Source organism: Gordonia sp. SMJS1 (assembly GCF_029866425.1).
In the GTDB taxonomy this organism is placed as follows: domain Bacteria; phylum Actinomycetota; class Actinomycetes; order Mycobacteriales; family Mycobacteriaceae; genus Gordonia; species Gordonia hongkongensis.
In genome coordinates this window covers 945,878-963,766 of the sequence record NZ_CP123381.1, presented here as the reverse complement: position 1 = coordinate 963,766, position 17,889 = coordinate 945,878, and the positions used below count along the sequence as shown (strand labels likewise).

General features: G+C 69.3%; 12 protein-coding genes. 2 read left to right on the top strand and 10 right to left on the bottom strand.

Features of this window, described 5'->3' with window-relative positions; all coding sequences use genetic code 11:
- Nucleotides 1-5: 5 nt before the first annotated feature.
- From QAD21_RS04480 to QAD21_RS04465, 4 genes are read right to left on the bottom strand one after another with little or no spacing between them, the layout of a single operon-like run.
- Nucleotides 6-1,661, bottom strand: a complete 1,656-nt coding sequence (locus QAD21_RS04480) for a glycosyltransferase family 39 protein (RefSeq protein ID WP_165630536.1) — start codon at nucleotides 1,659-1,661, stop codon at nucleotides 6-8.
- Nucleotides 1,658-3,217, bottom strand: coding sequence for a glycosyltransferase (locus QAD21_RS04475; protein ID WP_165630537.1), 1,560 nt, complete (start codon nucleotides 3,215-3,217; stop codon nucleotides 1,658-1,660). The genes QAD21_RS04480 and QAD21_RS04475 overlap by 4 nt, the downstream gene beginning before the upstream one ends.
- On the bottom strand, nucleotides 3,214-4,824 hold the full coding sequence (locus QAD21_RS04470; protein ID WP_165630538.1) for a hypothetical protein: 1,611 nt from the start codon (nucleotides 4,822-4,824) through the stop codon (nucleotides 3,214-3,216). The genes QAD21_RS04475 and QAD21_RS04470 overlap by 4 nt, the downstream gene beginning before the upstream one ends.
- A gap of 5 nt (nucleotides 4,825-4,829) precedes the next feature.
- On the bottom strand, nucleotides 4,830-6,791 hold the full coding sequence (locus QAD21_RS04465; RefSeq protein ID WP_137809742.1) for an LPXTG cell wall anchor domain-containing protein: 1,962 nt from the start codon (nucleotides 6,789-6,791) through the stop codon (nucleotides 4,830-4,832).
- 221 nt (nucleotides 6,792-7,012) lie between these two features.
- Here QAD21_RS04465 and QAD21_RS04460 point away from each other — a divergent pair, with 221 nt between their 5' ends.
- Nucleotides 7,013-7,816 (top strand): alpha/beta hydrolase, encoded by an 804-nt coding sequence (locus QAD21_RS04460; protein WP_068972228.1) that lies wholly within the window; start codon nucleotides 7,013-7,015, stop codon nucleotides 7,814-7,816.
- 471 nt (nucleotides 7,817-8,287) lie between these two features.
- Here QAD21_RS04460 and QAD21_RS04455 read toward each other — a convergent pair whose 3' ends face one another.
- Entirely contained in the window at nucleotides 8,288-9,838 is a 1,551-nt protein-coding gene (locus tag QAD21_RS04455) for a carboxylesterase/lipase family protein (RefSeq protein ID WP_068972200.1), read from the bottom strand.
- Nucleotides 9,839-9,937: 99 nt separating this feature from the next.
- Here QAD21_RS04455 and QAD21_RS04450 point away from each other — a divergent pair, with 99 nt between their 5' ends.
- Nucleotides 9,938-10,696, top strand: coding sequence for a 5-oxoprolinase subunit PxpA (locus QAD21_RS04450; RefSeq protein WP_055475217.1), 759 nt, complete (start codon nucleotides 9,938-9,940; stop codon nucleotides 10,694-10,696).
- A 15-nt stretch (nucleotides 10,697-10,711) separates the two neighbouring features.
- Here QAD21_RS04450 and rlmB read toward each other — a convergent pair whose 3' ends face one another.
- From rlmB to QAD21_RS04425, 5 genes are all read right to left on the bottom strand, one after another.
- Entirely contained in the window at nucleotides 10,712-11,662 is a 951-nt protein-coding gene (gene rlmB / locus QAD21_RS04445) for a 23S rRNA (guanosine(2251)-2'-O)-methyltransferase RlmB (RefSeq protein ID WP_068972201.1), read from the bottom strand.
- Entirely contained in the window at nucleotides 11,662-13,053 is a 1,392-nt protein-coding gene (gene cysS / locus QAD21_RS04440; RefSeq protein ID WP_065629179.1) for a cysteine--tRNA ligase, read from the bottom strand. Before cysS ends, rlmB begins: the two co-directional genes overlap by 1 nt.
- Before the next feature lie 63 nt (nucleotides 13,054-13,116).
- Nucleotides 13,117-14,463, bottom strand: coding sequence for a condensation protein (locus tag QAD21_RS04435; RefSeq protein ID WP_068972202.1), 1,347 nt, complete (start codon nucleotides 14,461-14,463; stop codon nucleotides 13,117-13,119).
- Nucleotides 14,460-15,911, bottom strand: a complete 1,452-nt coding sequence (locus QAD21_RS04430; protein ID WP_068972203.1) for an acyltransferase — start codon at nucleotides 15,909-15,911, stop codon at nucleotides 14,460-14,462. Before QAD21_RS04430 ends, QAD21_RS04435 begins: the two co-directional genes overlap by 4 nt.
- Nucleotides 15,911-17,419, bottom strand: coding sequence for a condensation domain-containing protein (locus tag QAD21_RS04425; RefSeq protein WP_068972229.1), 1,509 nt, complete (start codon nucleotides 17,417-17,419; stop codon nucleotides 15,911-15,913). Before QAD21_RS04425 ends, QAD21_RS04430 begins: the two co-directional genes overlap by 1 nt.
- Between the last annotated feature and the right edge of the window lie 470 nt (nucleotides 17,420-17,889).

Here is a 17,889-nt window from a genome sequence, read left to right as displayed (position 1 = left end):
CGGGCTCACACCAGCTGATACAGCCGCCAGTCCGGCAGATCCGCGCCCTGGTTGCGCGCCTCGAGGACGAGAACCCCGATCTGGGCGCCGTTCTCGTAGATGGTCGGATACCGCTGGTTGACCGCGTCGGAGAGTCCCCGACCTTCCGGTGGGACGGTGAGGAAGTAGCGCACACCGCCGCCGACCGGGTCGTTGAGCAGCTGCGCGAAGTCGCGATCCGACGGGATGACGAACTGGCGCGGCCGCTCGGACTGGACCACCACCGCGAAGCCGTACACGGTGTCGCACAACACCGCGCCGTCGGGCAGGTCCAGACCGTCGAGATACTGCGCCAGCGCCCGCTCGGTGGAGAACGACCGCACGATGCGCTGCTCGCCGAGGTACTTCTGGTCCACCGAGTCCGGGCGCGGATCGACCACCGATCCGAGCGCGAACTCCTGGGGCGCGTACTTGGGTGACGTCATCCCGGCGGCGGTGACCGGGATCGCGGTGGCGACCACGACGATCACGATCGTCGCGGCGATCTTGTTACTCCAACGCGAGGCATAGGGGCGGGCCGGCAGAATGTCCGAATGCCTGCCCTCGCGACGCATCGGAACCTGCTCCCGCAGGGGCACAGACAACAGGGCGATGACGGCGGCGAGCAGGACCACGGTCATGTAGAACCGAAGAAAGCCGAACGTCGAACCGCGTGAGTAACCGAAGACCTGAAACGCCAGCACGGCCACGATCAACAGTGCGGGCAACATCGCCGCAAGCCGATGACGTCGGGCACGGACCCCGATGACTCCGAGAATGAGTATCGGAAGCAGTGGGGCGAGGATGAAGATCTCGGTGAGGGAGAACCCGATCGCATCCCCGGTCGTCGACGACCCGCTACCGCCGGACTGCGCGATGATCGCGGCGTTGCCGTACTCAGAGGTGAACTGCGCGAACGCGTCACCCGTGATGAGCCAGCCCGCCGCCGCCCAGGCGAGGAAGGCCAGTGCGCTGGGCGCCACCACCAGGATGATGTCGAGGAGCGTGCGCGACACCCGTTTTCGGCGGTCGCGGCGTGTGTAGGTCACCCATCCGACCACGAAGGCCGCGGCCAATGCGGCGGCACCGCCGTCGTAGCGGGTGAGATAGGACAGGCCGAGCGCGATCCCGGCCACCACGAGCTCGTGGACGTCGTCTGAGGAGACCCACCGGATCAGACGACGGGTGGCCCAGGCCAAGAAGAAGAGGTACGGCGCCTCGCTCATCCCGTTCGCGGCATAGAGGACGATCATCGGATTGATCGCGTAGAAGATCGTGAAAGTGCCTGCCACGAGCGGACGCAGGCCCTGGTCGCGCGCGATCCCCGACGCCTGCACCACCGATCCGGCCATGAACGCCGACGACATGATCACCGCCGAGAGCGCCTGCGTCGTCATCTCCGGGAACCACGGGGTGAGCGCGGTCAGCGGCAGCTGGACGATGGCGGTCAGCGGGGTGAAGATGAATCCGATCGCCGCGAGATGCGGTGTCCGACTGAACAGTACGCTCTGTGCCGACTGCACCCTCGAGAGCGCGTCGCCGAAGAACAGGTGCACCTCGCTGACGAGGTAGACCCCGATGACGAGGTACGGGATCCACGTCGCGAGGAAGATCAGCACCGAGGCCGGGACACGGCGGGTCACGTCGTCTCCTGCCCGTCGGGATCGGTGTCCGGTGAACTGCTCGTCGACAGACCGTGAAAGGTCTTCTCCCAGTAGGACGGATTGACCAGGATCTGCCACATGCCCTTGATGGCGGCGACACTCATCATCAGCCAGTACAGCGGGATGAGAAGGGCCGAACCGAGCAGTTCGCTGCGATCGTCCTCGCGGATCGCGATGAGGTTCATGTACAGCGCCGCCCCGTTGCCCAGCAGCAGCGAGATCAGCGACAGGTAGTAGATGGGTCCGGGGAACAGCTCGGCGACGACCGGTGGCTGTCCGCCGATCCACAGCGCCAGGATCAGCCAGAACACCATGTTCAGACAGGCGATCACCGGGGTCCCGGCGATCAGCAGCGTGAAGCGCACGAACGCGACGGGCCCGAGGATGTGCCAGAGCTTGACCGGGTGCCGCATGTGGACGAGCCACGTCTGCATGTAGCCCTTGTACCAACGGGAGCGCTGGCGGACCCAGTTGATGGCATCGACATTGGCCTCTTCCATCGTGACCGAGTCGAGCACCAGGGTGCGGTATCCGTGGTCGGCGATCCGGACCCCGAGGTCGGCGTCCTCGGTCACGTTGTAGGGGTCCCAGGCGCCGATCGTGTCGAGGACATCGCGCCGGAAGTGATTCGACGTGCCGCCCAACGGGATCGGCGCGCGGCTGACCATCATGCCCGGCAGCAGGAAGCCGAACCAGATGCCGTAGTCGGCCGTGAACCACTCGGTCAGCATGTTGTCGCGCACGTTGTGGAAGCTGAGCTTGCCCTGCACGCAGACCACCGAGTCGTCGCCCGAGTTGTTCAGCACGTACACCGCCCGACGCAGCTGCAACGGGTCGGGTTTGTCCTCGGCGTCGAAGATGGTGACGATGTCGCCGGTGGCGAAGTGCATGCCGTAGTTGCAGGCCTTCGGTTTGGTCCGCGGCTGTGCCGGGGGTGTCAGGACGACCGTGACGATCCCGTTCTCCTCCACCCCGCGCGCCGCCTCGATCGTCGGCTCGTCGTCCTCTTCCAGCAGCAGCAGGACCTGGAGCTTGTCCCGTGGGTACTCGATCGTCTCCATCGCGGCCACCAGTTGACCCACCACCTCCGGCTCGCCGTAGGCCGGGACGAACACGGTGTAGGCGGGCAACTCGTCGTCGGGGATGGACCGGGCGTCCTCGTCGGAGACGCGGATGGCACCGTTGACCAGCCCCCGCCGGAAGATCACCAGGCGGTCGACGAGGGTCACCACATATCCGATCGTGGCGATCGAGACCATGGTCGCGCAGGTCCCGACCGGTTCGATCACCATCGCGACGGCGATGATGCCGAGCAGCGTGAACCCGATGATCTTCTGAATCCGGCTGAAGGCCACCGAGGCCGACATGTCCTCGTCGGCGTTGCGGAGACGGTTCACGGCGTCTTCGAGGGCCTGCGCCCGGTAGTCCGGGTCGGCGAGCAGTTCGGCCACCGGACGCATCGGTCTGGTGCTGCGCGCGACCCCCGGCTTGTCGGCGGCTGCGGCGTGCCCGGGGCCGGCCTCGTCGATGCTCATGCACCGGCCCCCCGACCGGCCCCGAGCTGGGCCCGGATGAGCTCCCCGGCCAAGCCGATGAGCAGGGCCTCGTCCTTGAGTTGCGGGTCGGTGTCCAGCAGGACCGAGTTGCCCCGCAGCAGGATCGTCATCAGCGAGTTCATGTTCGCGAGGATGGTGATGCGCGGCTCCGGGAAGTAGGCCTCGGGCTCGTGGTTGTCGACTGCCCACAGCATGACCTGCTGGGTCCGGTTGCCGTTGTTCCATCGCCAGGACAACACCGTGTAGGTGAGGTAGCGCTCGTCGTCGACGACACTCCACACCCGACCCCGGACCCCGTTCGACAGGTCCACCTCGATCGGAAGGCTCGTGCGTTCGCTGGACAGGTCGTAGCGGAAGATGTCCGGGTAGACGTCGAGGACGAGTGGCCGCCTGCTGTCGACGCTGTCGACGACCACCCGCCGAGGACGCGCGAATTTGTCGTAGGCGCGGTTGCCGCGGGTCTGCACCAGGACCTGGCGGATCAGCACGGACCCCGGCCCGTAGAGGCGTGACACCCACCCGTAGACACCCAGGGACTCCTGCCGCCAGCCGACCGGGACCACGAGCGGCTCACCGATACCGAGCTGCGGATAGCGATTGCTCTGGTAGTTGCTACCCACCGGCGGGGTGGGGCACAGCGCCAGCAGGACCGCCACGAGCAGCACCACCAGACCCGGCCGGCCCACGAACGGGACTTTCGGCGGACTGATCCGGCCGGCCTCGGGCGGCGACCACTTCCGGCCGCCGCGCCGCCGATAGTCGACCAGCATGTAGGCCGACGTCGCGAGGGCCGCGATCAGGCCCGGATAGGGCACGACGATGTTCCGGGGCGCGCCGAGCGCGTCGAGCACGAACAGCGCGACCAGGCCCACCGCACCGGCCAGCAACGCCGCGAGCAGCTTCCGCCGCCACGTCCGACCCACCGCGATCGCGGTCGCGGCGACGGCCATCAGCACCACCACGAAACCGGCGGCGAGCGACGTCCCACCCATGATCAGCACGACGGCGCGGACCGGCGGCGGGAAGATGAGCACCAACAGCAGCCACACCCACCGGTAGCGGGCGACCGGACGCAGCCCGAAGAGCAGAACCGCCGCGCCGAAGACGAACAACCACAGGGCGAGCAGATCCATGTGGGTGGTGAGGTACGCGCGCGCATAGCGCGGGTTGACCAGATACTTCATCGCCAGCGCGAGGATCAGCACCACGATGCCGACGATGACGTCGGTCTGCCGGTCGTAGATCGGCAGTTCGTCGACGGTGCGCCACGACACCCCGATGACGGCGATCAGCGCGAGGACGACCAGCACCGGGACGTAGAGGATGAGCGTCTGCGCCATCAACTCGTCGACGATCGCGACGATCGTGTTCCAGAACCCCAGGGCCGTGCACCCGATCAGGAACAGCCACCGGGCCGCCACCAGCCACTCCGGGTGATCGACAAAAGCGGGGTGCGGCGTCTCGGGCTTGCGGCGCGTGACGACGCCGACGAGCGTGGCGACCGCACTCGTCGCACCGGCCGACCCCGGATCCGGGGTCGACGGTTCCGGGTTCTGGGCCGTGGTCGTCGCGGGAGCCTCGGGCACGCCGGTCAGCTCTCGGCGGTCCGTTGCCGTCGACGGCGCAGGATGAGGGTCGCCGCGACGGCCGCCACCACGACGATGCCGACCCCGACGACCGCGAACGCCACCCAGGAGGTGTCGCCGGTCGACGATTCCGGCTGCTGCGCGTCGTCATCGACCACGAGGACGGGCTCCTGGCCGGACACCTGCAACAAGGCGTCGCCGTTCAGCGACGGCCAGCGATCGGGATCGGCGGCCAGCCAGTCGAGCAGGGCGTCGAGATCGGCGGCGTCGTTCGTCGAGGTCGCGACAAGCACCGACCGGCCGGCATCACGGGCCACCTGCAGCGAACCGAAGCGCACGGTCGGCGACAGCAGCACCTCGGCGCGCCGGCCGTCGGGATTGAGCACCGAGACCGTGCCGCCGTCGGCGGTCACCGGCAGCGACAGCTCGGGCAATCCCTGGCCGTCCGCGGCGATGACGACCGCGGGGGCCGAGGCCGACATGGCGTCGTCGAGCGGTACGACGTCGACTCCGAGACGCACCGCCGACAGTCGCTGCAGGCCCGACATCAGCGCCACCGCGCGGGCGACGTCGGCGACGTCACCGCGGGTCCAGGCCAACGAGTTCCGCGGCATCAACGCCTGCGGCAACGATGCGAACCCGGATGGTGTCGGCGGGTCGGCGACCTCGGATCGCACCTCCCCGGACGAGTCCAGGCTCAGCGAACTGCGCACTCCCGCGCCACACTGCTCGCCGACGTCGCCGTGGTTGTAGGTGACGGTGACCTCGGTGAAACGCGTCAGCAGATCGGCGGGGATGTCGACCCAGGAGTTGTAGCTGCCGGAGGAGTCGGCGGGCCAGGAGGCGATGACCCGGTCCCCGACGGACACCGCGATCTGGCCGCCCATCGGGGTGTAGGTGCCCTTCAGCTGCATTCGCACGTTCTGAGACGGCCGTCCCAGGCGCGTCTGGTCGACCCCGAACGAGATGGTCGGCCAGCCGGTCGCCGAGACGCGCTGATCCCCCACGCCCAGTTCGGCGAGCGTGGTGACCTCCGGCGCGAGTTGCGGTGCGGCAAAAGGCGGTCCGGCCACGGCCGCGGAGCTGACGGCGATCGACGAGAGATCAGAGGTGAGGAACTCGACCTGGGTCTCCAGGTCGTCCTCGCTGCCGCCTATCCGCAACACCGGCCAGCCTGCACCCGGCCCCAGGCTGAGTCCGTCGGGCAGAGCCGAGTTGATGACGATCTGCCGTTCGAGCGATTCGATCTCCTCGTCGGGTGCGGCATCGCCGCGCGGCAGCGAGTCCGTCTCGATCTCCACTGTCGCCGCACCGTAATTCGCGATCACGGCGGTCGCGAGCGACACGGCCGCAGCGCCCTCGGCGGGCCGCACGTCGTCGGGGACGAAGATGGTCAGCTTGCGCAGGACCGGCGGCAGGAACTCGGCGACGCTGTTCGGCGCGGCTTCCCGGCCACCGTATGTGACGGTCGCATTCTGGATGCGCAACCCCGAATCGGGGTCGAACAGACACGATCCGGCCGTGCGCAGATAGGTCCGCAGGACGATGTCGGCGGCGTTGCGTTCGACCCGCACGCCGCGTAGCGACAGCGAGATCGGCGAATTCACAGCCGGATTGATCGGCGTCCGCGAGATCAGCCGGCCTTCCTGCAGGACGTCGATGTTGCCGCCGGTGACGAAAGCGGGATACTGCGTGACGCCGCGCAATTCGGTGGGGGCGAGATCCGGCGGTACCGCGAGGGACAGACTCACCTCGCCCTGCTGTCCCGGGAACGCGATGGTCGGCGACGAACCGAGATCGCGAAGGTTCAGCGGCGCAGGCGGATCCCCCGGCGCCGCCTGCGCGGCCGGTGTCGACGGCGCCCCGATCGAGGCGATGCCGGCCAACAGCAGGCCCACCAGCAACAACGCCGGCCCACGGCTACGTCGACAACGCGACTCGCCGCGGGTTTTCCAGGACACGTGCATTCGTCACCCTTCGAGTGACCCCCGTCCCGACCCTCAAACGCCCCGAAGGAAACCTATCCCACGACACGGCTCGGCACATATTTTCACGCGATCGGACCGGTGGGCCGCCCGGTGCGAGTCATCCGTGCCATCTCGATTCGCCAACGATGCCCCGAACCGGCACCCGACTCTGCGACCATGTCCTGCAGGTCGACACGTCCGGCGAGATTCGAGGGAGCGCGATGCGACAGGTTCACGCCGGCGAACGCGTCGACGGCGGCGTCTACGTGGACATCGCCGACGCGACGATCTGGCACTTCACCGCCGGCGAGTCATACGGCCCGCCGATGGTCCTGCTCCACGGGCTGTTCGCGTCGGCGTCGACGTGGGGAACGCAGATCCCCGCCTTCCTCGACGCCGGTCAGCAGGTGTTCGTACCCGAACGGCCCGGTCACGGTCACAGTCCCGACCTCCCCGGCGAGTTCCACCTCGACCGGATCGTGGCACGCACGATCGTCTATCTCGAGACCGTCGTGCGCCGGCCTGCCAATCTGGTGGGATGGGCCGACGGCGGCACCGTCGCCCTGCTCGTCGCCCGGGACCGCCCGGACCTCGTCCATCGGCTGGTGTTCGTCGGCGGATACCTGAACCGTGCCGGCCGGATGGCCGACGAGTTCATCTCCCGGGTGTCTCGCCGCGACCCGGTGACGATGGACTACCTGCGCATCTACTACGACACCACGTCACCGGACGGGCCCGAGCATTTCGAGACGGTCTTCGACAAGGCGGTCCGGATGCTCGCCGCCGAACCGGAGTGCGAGGTCAGCGAATTCACCGGCGTCGAGGTACCGACGCTGGTGGTGGTCGGCGATCGCGGGCTCGTCCGCCTCGAGCACGCGCTCGAGCTGTCGCGGACGCTGCCGGCGGCCCGGCTGGCCGTGATCCCGGGCACCCACATCCTGCCCGTCGAATCGCCCGAGCTGTTCAACCCGCTCGTCCTGTCGTTCCTGGCCGCCGACCCCCCGTCGGTCTGGGAGTTCGGCTGACCCGCTCCGAAAGAACAACAAACCGCGGCGGGTCTGTGGGGTGCTCCCTCTGCTCCCTGAGGTGCGAGGAGCGTTAGCGACTGCCCCTTTGCTCCCTGAGGTGTGAGGAGCGTCAGCGATTGCCCCTTTGATCCCTGAGGTGTGAGGAGCGTTAGCGACGAGCCACGAAGGGCCTGGTGAGACGCGTCTCGGAGCCCTTCGTGGCTCGCTGCGCTCGCACCTCAGGGAGCATAGATGTGGACGCTCACTGTTCTTTCGTGGTCCACGACGGCCGCCAGGCCGCAGTTACTGAGGTGCGAGGAGCGTCAGCGACTGCCCCTTTGCTCCCTGAGGTGTGAGGAGCGTAAGCGACGAGCCACGAAGGGCCTGGTGAGACACGTTGCGAAGCCCTTCGTGGCTCGCTTCGCTCGCACCTCAGGGAGCAGAGATGTGGATGCTGAGGGGTGTTCTCTCGTTGTGCACGACGGCCGCCTAGGCCGGCGAATGCACCCGGTACCACGCCTGGCGCCGCAGGGTGTCCGGGTCGGCCTCGACGTGGTCGGGGTCGTCGAGGACGAGGACCTTGCGGTCGGCGGTGGTGTAGGCGGGCCAGCCGAAACCGGGGTCGCCGGTGCGGGCGAACCCGCCCCAGCGGGTCTGGACGTTCTTGGTGACCCGGCCGGTGGCGGGCCAGTCGGCGAGGGCGAGACCGGCACCCATCGGGGCCCGGTAGGCACCGAACACGCTGAACAGCTCGGTGGCGTGCGTGGCCCCGAAGCCCGTGGCCTCGAGCACCTTCGTCTGGTAGTCGTAGCGGTACACGTAGGTCGGGGCGACGGCGCTGTGCCCGTCGGCGAAGGCGCTCATCGGTGCCCAGAAGATCGAGTCGCCGGCCAGCCGGATGCGATCCCGGTCCCCGTCCTCGTAGTGCGAGGCGATCTCGCGCCGGACCTCTTCGTCCTCGACGCGCATCAGGGCGCGTTCGGCGTCGGCCAGGACGTTCCAGAGTTTGGCGAACAGCTTGCCCTCGTCGCGGTTGCTGCCGATCACGAGCGGCACCGGCTGCGTGAGCCCACCCGCGGCGGCGGCGAGCGGTGACCGCGGCAGCAGATCGCCGTCGACGACGGGCGCGAACGGGATCGCACCACCGGCGGTCTTGGTGGCGAATCGCATCAGCCGGTTCCCCGCCGCCAGCAGCAACGCCGGGTTGGGCGAGGTGAGCAGACGCTGGGCGTGGACCGTGTCGACGGGCGGCTCGTCCCGTTCGAAGGAGGTCGCCCGACGCTGCGGGTCGCGCAACAGCCGGACGAACTCGTCCGCGTAGATCTTCGCCGCGTCCTGCTCGACGATCAGCAGTTCCGGGGCGGGACTCTGCGCGATGGCCTGGTGATAGAGACCGGTCGTCGACGGGGCGGACAGCAGCGAGAGCACCGACGACCCGCCGGCGCTCTCGCCGAAGATCGTGACGTTCTCCGCGTCCCCGCCGAACGCCTCGATGTTGTCCTGGACCCACTGCAGGGCCGCGATCTGGTCACGCAGGCCGACGTTGGAGTCGAACGGACGGTCCTCGGTGGCGAACTGACCGAGGTCGAGGAAGCCGAACGGACCGAACCGGTACTGGATGGTGACGACGACGACGTCCTGGGCACGCGCGAGGAAGGCGCCGTCGTAGAGCGGGGTGGCGGCCGTGCCGAGGATGAACGCACCGCCGTGGATGAACACCATCACCGGTCGCGGAGTCGACGACGCGACGTCGGGCGAGTAGACGTTCAGCGTGAGGCAGTCCTCGGCCATCGGCGCGAACTTGCCCGGGGCGATGGCCGTGAACCGCTTCTCCTGGATGGCCGCTTTGGCCACCTTGGTGCAGTCGCGGACGCCGGGCCAGTCGTGGGCGGGCTCCGGTGCACGGAACCGGCGATGGGCCACCGGCGGTGCCGCGAACGGGATGCCTCGCCAGCTGATGGTCCCCTTGCGCAGCCGCTTCCCCCGGGCGCCCTCGACCACGCCGTTACGGGTGGTCACTTTACTGTCGAGTAATGCCATACCCACCACCGTAGACGAAAACGACGACTTCGTCTACCCGCCGCCGCGCACACACCGATCGGGCGGTCCCCGCTGGTCGGCCACCACTACGATGCGCTCATGGGTTCCGGCGCGGCACGCATCGACCTCAACGCCGACCTCGGTGAGGGCATCGGTGACGACGCGGCGATGCTGGGGATCGTCACCAGCGCCAACGTGGCGTGCGGCTTTCACGCCGGCACCCCCGCGCAGTTGCTCGCCACCTGCCGGGCCGCGGTCGACGCCGGGGTCCGGATCGGCGCCCAGGTGTCCTACCCCGATCGCAGCGGCTTCGGGCGCCGGTTCATGGAGATGACGACTCCGGACCTCGTCGCCGACCTAGTGTACCAGATCGGCGCGCTCGACGCCCTCGCCCGATCGGTCGGCGGGGCCGTCACCTACGTCAAACCGCATGGCGCGCTGTACAACACCATCGTCCATCACGAGCAGCAGGCCGAGGCCGTGGTCACCGCGGTCCGCGATGTCGACGCCGGATTGGCGGTCATGGGGCTACCGGGATCGGAGGTGCTGTCACGCGCCCGACGGGCGGGACTCGACACCATCTCCGAGGCGTTCGCCGACCGCGCCTACACCCCGGAGGGCACCCTCGTGCCGCGCGGAACCGACGGCGCGGTGTTGTCGGACAGCGCCGAGATCGCGCGACGGGTGGTCGAACTCGTCACGACGGGCCGGATCGGCGCGATCGACGGAACCCTGATCGACGTCGACGCCGGATCGGTCTGCCTCCATGGCGACACCCCGGGCGCGGTCGGACACGCGCAGGCCGTGCGCGACGCACTCACCGCCGCCGGAATCGTCATCGGCGCGCCACCGGCCTGACCGGCAGGGATGCTGCTAGCGGCGTCGCTGGCGGGCGAACTCGGCGAGGACCACACCGGCGGCGACCGAGGCGTTGAGGCTCTCGACGTCGCCGGCCATCGGGATGGACAGGATCGAGTCGCAGCTCTCGCGGACGAGGCGAGAGAGCCCCTTGCCCTCCGAACCGACCACGATCACGGTGGGGCCGCTGCCGTCGTAGTCGTCGAGGGTGACGTCACCGTCTGCGTCGAGACCGACCAGTTGCGCCCCGGCGTCGGCCCAATCCTTCAGTGTGCGCGTCAGATTGGTGGCGCGGGCGACCGGTAGGCGCGCCGCGGCACCGGCACTGGTCCGCCAGGCGACGGCCGTCACGCTCGCGCTGCGTCGTGCGGGGATGACCACGCCGTGCCCGCCGAAGGCCGCGACCGAGCGGATCACCGCGCCCAGGTTGCGCGGATCGGTGATGTTGTCGAGGGCGACGAGCAGCGGCGGGGTGCCGCTGGCCTTGGCCTCCGCCATCAGGTCGTCCGGGTGGGTGTACTCGAACTCCGGCACCTGCAGCGCGATGCCCTGGTGCATTCCGTTGGTGGACAGGCGATCGAGTTCGGGTTTGCCGACCTCGAGGATGGAGATCGCCGAGTCACCGGCGATCTTCACCGCCTCGGCGACCCGCTCGTCGGGCTCGGAGTTGGTGGCGATGTACAGCGCGGTGGCCGGCACGCCGGCGCGCAGGCATTCCACGACCGGATTGCGGCCGAGGACATACTCGGGGCCTTCGTCCCGGGCCCGCGCCCCGCCGCGGCCGGCCGCCGACTTCGACGCCGCCTTGGCTCGCTTGTGGGCCGGATGATACGGCCGGTCAACCGCTTTCGGTGTCGCGCCACGGGCCTCGAGGCCGCGGCGACGCTGACCACCCGAGCCGACGGTCTGCCCCTTCTTGGTGCCGTCCTTGCGAATCGCGCCTCTGCGCTTGGAGTTCCCTGCCATCACGCCTCACCCTTCAATGCCCATTGCGCACCGTCGGGGGTGTCGGTGACCTCGATACCGGCCTGCGCCAGCCGATCCCGCACCGCGTCCGCGGTCGCCCAGTCCTTGGCGACGCGCGCGTCGGCGCGTCGCTGCAATTCCGCCTGTACCAGCACGTCGAGTGCGGAGGTGGTGGCCGACTCGTCGGCGGCACCCGCCCACCGGTCGTCCAGCGGGTCGACGCCCAGAATCCCCATCATCGCGCGGACCGTGGATGCCGCCGCCAGCGCGGCGGCTCCGTCACCGGACTCCAACGCGGTGTTGCCCTGCCGAACCACGTTGTGCACGACCGCGAGTGCGGCCGGGACGCCGAGGTCGTCGTCGAGCGCGGCGGCGAACTCGGGGTCGACATCCCCGACGACCACCTCGCCCACGCGCGCGCCGACCCGGGCCACGAACGACTCGACGCGCCGATAGCCGGCGGCGGCCTCGGTGAGCGCGCCAGACGAGTACTCCAGCATCGACCGGTAGTGCGCGCTGCCGAGGTAGTAGCGGAGCTCGACCGCCCGGACCCGTTGCAGCATCGCGGGGATCGACACCACGTTGCCCAGCGACTTGCTCATCTTCTCGCCACCCATGGTGACCCAGCCGTTGTGTAACCAGTAGCGCGCGAACGCATCTCCCGCACCGTGTGCCTGCGCGATCTCGTTCTCGTGGTGCGGGAAGATGAGATCCATTCCGCCGCAGTGGATGTCGAACTCAGCGCCGAGCAGCGAGGTGGCCATCGCCGAGCACTCGAGGTGCCAGCCGGGACGGCCGGGGCCCCAGGGCGTCGGCCAGGACGGCTCGTCGGGCTTGGCCGCCTTCCACAGGGTGAAGTCGCGGGGATCGCGTTTGCCGGTCCCCGCGCTCTCGCCCTGATGCACGTCGTCGAGCCGGTGTCCGGACAGCGACCCGTACTCCGGCAGGCTCAGGACGTCGAAGTACACGTTGCCGTCGGCGACGTAGGCGTGCCCGCGGTCGATCAGTCGCTCCATGTATTCGATCATCTGGGTGACGAACCCCGTGGCCCGCGGCTCGGCCGACGGCGGCAGGACCCCCAGCGCGCGGTAGGCGTCGTCGAACGCACGCTCGTGGGTGGCCGCCCATTCCCACCACGGCCGTCCCGCGTCCGCGGCCTTCCGCAGGATCTTGTCGTCGATGTCGGTCACGTTGCGCACGAACAGCACGTCGAGGCCCTGGTGGGTCAGCCAGCGCCGCAGGATGTCGAAGGCGATACCGCTGCGGACGTGCCCGATGTGCGGAACTCCCTGGACCGTCGCCCCGCACAGGTACACCGACGCCTGGCCTGGGTGCAGCGGCACGAAGTCGCGCACCTCTCGGGAGTCGGTGTCATACAGGCGCAGGGTCACGACCGGCAATCCTACCGGACCCTGACCTGGCCACCGACGGCCCGAGCCGCAGGTGCGCGCACCTCACGCACCCTCACCGGGGACGCCGACCGGGCCGGCCGGCTCCGCGGCGACGGCGGCGGCGGTCGCCCTCATCTCCGCGATGGTCGCGGACAGGACTGCGACTGCCCGCTCGGTGGCGGGATGCCGCACGCGGACGTGGATCCCGTCCGCATCGCGCCAGAACCACCATTGCGCGGTGTCGGTCGGTTTGGCACTGGAGACCTGTTCGGCCCGTACCCCCCGATGCGGACCCGGCAGTCGCGTGTAGTCGACGTAGGACATCATGAAGACGTCCGACCGGCGCTGACGGAGCCGGTTGCCGAAGGCGAGGTAGACCGGGGTCAGCCCGATCTCGGCCAGCGGCAGGGCGGCGGCGAGCCGGACCGTGTTGATCTCCGCCGCCCCGAACAGATCGTCGCCGCCGGTGATCCGCAGGGGCGCGTTGCCCACCGACCAGCCCACACAGCCGGGGCCCGCGCCGGTGCCGGTGGGCACCACGGTGGCGAGCTCGTCGGGCCCGCCGAGCGACTTGACGGCCATTGCCGCGCAGGTGAGCACCGCGGGGTACGTCCGCCCGCCGTGTCGGTGGACCGCCGAACTGAATGCCCGCGCCTTATCGCCCGGCAGGAGGGTCTCGACGATCGTGCGCATCTCCACGGATTCGCCCGCCGGGACACCGAGGTCGACGGGGAACTCCGGGACCTGCCAGTCGGTCGCGGCCAGGAATCGTCCCCACTCGCCCAGTCGGGGGTCGTCGGGGGGCACCGCCGCCTCGTCGCCCGCGACCCGACGCAGCGCGTCCAGCCCGGACTCCGCGGGAGCGAGGGCCGCGCCGGCGAGCAGATCGCAGATCTCGGAGGACAGCAGCGCCATCGAGCGCGCGTCGACGTAGCAGTGGTCGAACCCGCAGACGAGGGTCGTGCTCGACGCTCTGCGGACGGCGGCCAGGAAGTGCGGCACCGGCTCGAACGGGTTGCACGTGGCGGTGATCCGTCCGGCCAGTTCGGCCGCGAACTCCGCGGGCCCGAGCCCGGCGTCGGGTTCGTGCGAGTCCTCCTTGACGTCGACGCCGCCGTGCAGCACTCGCTGGTATCCGGTGTCGGTCGCCACGTAGTGGCTGCGCAGGACGTCGTGCCGCGCGATGACGGTGGACACCACCTCGCCAAGGCGCGCGAGCTCGAGCCGCTCGGGGAAGTCGAGCGTGAGCGCGATCCAGCCGGGTTGCCCCTGCGCGATCGAGTCCAGGTGGAATCGCTCGTTCTCCGACACCGGCGCGCTCGACGACGCCGCGCAGCCGCCGGGTAGCGGAAGCCATCGGATCAGTTCCCCCGGCTCGACCTCCCAGGTCTCCGAACTCGAGAGCTTCACCGCTGCGGCCTCCCGCTCGCATAGTCGTCGAGGATGCCGCCGACACGTGCGAGGTGGTCGGCGACCGATGTGCGTGCCACGTCGTTGTCGGGGAGATGACACCGGACGACGAGGCCCGCGGGGGTCCGCGTGAACCACAGGTTGGCGTTGCGCGTGGGGCCGACGCCACTCGAGGTCTGCATCGTCGTCAGGGCCGGGTCGTCGCCGATCGGTAGTCGCGCCAGATCGGTGTAGGACACCATGTACGGGCTGCCGTCCAGGCCCCGGAAGACGCCTTCGGCGGCCAGCAACGCCAGGACCCCGTGTGCGGGCGCCGAACTCGCGCGGCGCGCGGCGCGCACGCTACGTCCGGCCGCGCGCACCACGTCGTCGAAGGGCGTCGGCTCGGCGGGGAGCTCCACTGCGATCGGGGCGAAGTTGCACAGCCAGCCCTGGGTCCACGCGGTCCCGGCGTCGCGGGTGGCGAGCACCGTGGAGACGAAGAACCGCGACTCCCCGGTGATCTCGCGGTGACGCACCGCCAGGGTGGCGTACAGGAGACCGGCGAATCCCTCGCCGGTCCGGTCCAGTCGGGCGTCGCAGCGCGCGAGCGCATCCGGATCGAGCAACCACTGCTCCACCGCGACCGCCGGGGCCGGGGCGTCGTCGGTGAGGCCCAGGTCGAGCGGGCACCGCGGTGCGCGACCGTCGTTGGCCAGCAACACCTCTCGCCACATCGCCACCCGCTCGTCGTCGGGCGGGAGCGCGGCCGCCGCGGACCGTTCGGCGAGCACGGCTTCGCCGAACGCGCCCGGCGCCGGCGGTGTGGGTGTCCTCCCCGCGCAGTGTGCACGGTAGAGCGCGGTGATCTCGGTCAGTGCGAGCACCGACGAATATCCGTCGCCGTGCGCGTGATCCGTGGCCACGAAGAAGGTGAAACCGCCGTCGTCGACGGTCGCCGCCCACCAGGACCCCGGAACCAGTTCCGCGCGAGCCTTTTCCGACGCCCGACGCCCGACCCAGGTGCCGAGATCGGCCCCGGCCACGATGACGGATTCGGTGTCGGCGACCTCGATCACGTACTCCTCGGGCGGCGCCACCCACCGCTGGGGACCGTCCGGTCCGGGGCGGTAGTGCGCGCGCAGTTCTTCGTGCCGACGCACGAAGTCGGTGAGCGCCGCGGCCATCGCGCCCTCGTCGAGGACGGTGTCGAAACGCATGGCGGCGAGCAGGAATCCGGTGTGCACCTCGCCGCGACGCCGCTTGTCGCCCATCGTCGCCAGGTGGTCGGACTGCAGGAACGAGACCCCGCTCCCCCACTGCTGCGCGGCACGGCCCACTCGATCGGCGTCGCGCAGTTCCCACTCGACGGTCCGACCGCCGATCAGGTGGTCGCGCAGCGGGACCACCACCGAGCCCGGCGCACCGAACCGGGGCGTGGCGAAGACGGTCCGCACGGCGCCGGTCATCAGCTGCCGAGTGCGGCCGTCGACCCTCCGGTGTGCGCTCCGGCCGGCACGGATTCGACCGCACGGTAGGTGTACTCGCAGTCACCGTCGGCGACGATCGTCGTCAGGATCTCGCGGAACGTGGAGAGGAAGACCTCGACGGCGGCGGCGTTCTCGTCGGCGGGGAATCGCGCGGACACGTTGAGCCCGGTCGGAATCCGGTTGATCCAGAAGTAGACCTCGTCGGCGTCGCGCGTCGCGCTGCGCAGCACGCGCGCCTGGCGAGGTGTCCAGTCGGCCGCACCCTCGGCATGACGGAGGTCGATGTAGGACACCACGAAGCCGGGCGGCGTCACGTCGCCGCCGATGAGTTCGGCCACCGGCGCGAACGGGGCCGCACCCACGCTCTTGTACTGCGCGGAGGTCGCCGCCACGGCCGTCAGCGCGTCGGTGAACTTCGCCGGCCGGCCGGGCCGGATCGCGACGGGGATGATGCCGACGAACCAGCCGACGGCTTCGCCCCACTCGATGGCGTTACGGGTGTGCACCGGGCCGATGAATCGCAGATCCGCACTGCCCGACAGCGCGGCCGAGGTCATGGACAGCGCGGTGTAGATCCCCGCCGCCATCGACGATCCGGCACCCTTGCACACCGCGTCGAAGCGCTTGGTGTCCGCGGCGTCGAGCAGCCAGTGCGACAAGGTCGCCTGGAACCCGTTGTCCGGCAAGCGTTCCGACACGATGGTGCGCGGCGAACCGGCCGGCACCTCGAACCGCGGGAAACGTGGGACGGGTTCGGGCTGCACGGCGGTCGGGGTGTCGTCGAAGAAGTCCCGCCACTGACTGACCGCGACGTTGTTCGCGTCGATCTGCTCACCGAGTCGACGCTCGGCGTCGCTGAAGTCGAGGTAGCTGCCGAACTGGTTCAGCGCGTGGGGTTCACCGGTCACCTCGGCGGCGTAGAGCGCGGTGAGCTCGCGGATGGCGAACACCTGGGTGTAGGCGTCCATCACGGTGTGGTCGGCCGCGAACACGAGCAGGAATCCGGTGTCGTCACCGGTCGGCTCCACGGTCACGGCGATGCAGTGCGGCCAGCTCAACGGCGTGACCGTGCGATTGAAGTAGTCGGTGACCAGGCCGGAGACCTCGTCGGCAGCCAGGTCCGACCCGAAGTCGCGCTGGCGGACGGTGATCGAATCGGCCGAGATGGTGATCCGGGTCAGGTCGCCCTGCGGATGCTCCGGTTCGTGGACGCGTACCGAGGTCCGAAAGGCCTCGTGCCGGCGATACCACGCGATGATGGTGCGGGAGAGAGCTTCCCGGTCGAGCGGATGCTCGATCCGGAAGGCGGTGCCGATCCACTGGCTGTACCACTCCGACCCCTCGCGGACCGCCCGGCGGGCGTGTTCGAGGTGCATGTAGGACAGCTGTCGGGAGTCCGTCTGCCACTCGGTGGCGTCGACCTGCGGCTCCCAGGCGGTGACGGTGCCGCCGGGCATCGAATAGTCGGTCAGCTCGGTGTATTCCACAACTTCCTCCGTGTTCGCCACGCGTTCGAGCACCTCGGTAGACGTCCTCAACGACACCACCGCAGACCCAGACACCACAGCCGATCGCACCAACGCGGTTAGGACGCCCTTATCAACGGTCAAGACAGTAACCCGGATCCGCCTTGATTGATAGTTTGGCGAGCAAAATGAATGGAAGGCTATGCGGTGGCAAGAGTCGGCCGACAACCCGAACTCGAACGTCCGTAGGTCCGACTAACGTGCTCGTATGGCTCTGACCCTTAGTTTTGAGGTCGCCGGAGCGCTTTTCTGCCGTAGCAATGACCGCTGGGCGCGCGGGAGTCGCCCGTTGGTCCCTGACTCGGTGTGAAAGATCTCATCGTCAGAACCCCTACCGAACCTCGGTTTCCCTCTCGTGTTTCCCGGAGAGGCGTCCGGTAGTGTGCGCGTCTTGCGGTGAAGAGTGCGGAGTCCGTACCGGCAATCACCTG

What these genes read in the sequence shown, in the direction of transcription:
- QAD21_RS04475 (WP_165630537.1), bottom strand. Translation starts at nt 3,217, where the DNA reads ATGAGCATCGACGAGGCCGGCCCCGGGCACGCCGCAGCCGCCGACAAG.
- QAD21_RS04465 (WP_137809742.1), bottom strand. Translation starts at nt 6,791, where the DNA reads ATGCACGTGTCCTGGAAAACCCGCGGCGAGTCGCGTTGTCGACGTAGC.
- QAD21_RS04460 (WP_068972228.1), top strand. Translation starts at nt 7,013, where the DNA reads ATGCGACAGGTTCACGCCGGCGAACGCGTCGACGGCGGCGTCTACGTG.
- QAD21_RS04455 (WP_068972200.1), bottom strand. Translation starts at nt 9,838, where the DNA reads ATGGCATTACTCGACAGTAAAGTGACCACCCGTAACGGCGTGGTCGAG.
- QAD21_RS04450 (WP_055475217.1), top strand. Translation starts at nt 9,938, where the DNA reads ATGGGTTCCGGCGCGGCACGCATCGACCTCAACGCCGACCTCGGTGAG.
- rlmB (WP_068972201.1), bottom strand. Translation starts at nt 11,662, where the DNA reads ATGGCAGGGAACTCCAAGCGCAGAGGCGCGATTCGCAAGGACGGCACC.
- QAD21_RS04430 (WP_068972203.1), bottom strand. Translation starts at nt 15,911, where the DNA reads ATGACCGGCGCCGTGCGGACCGTCTTCGCCACGCCCCGGTTCGGTGCG.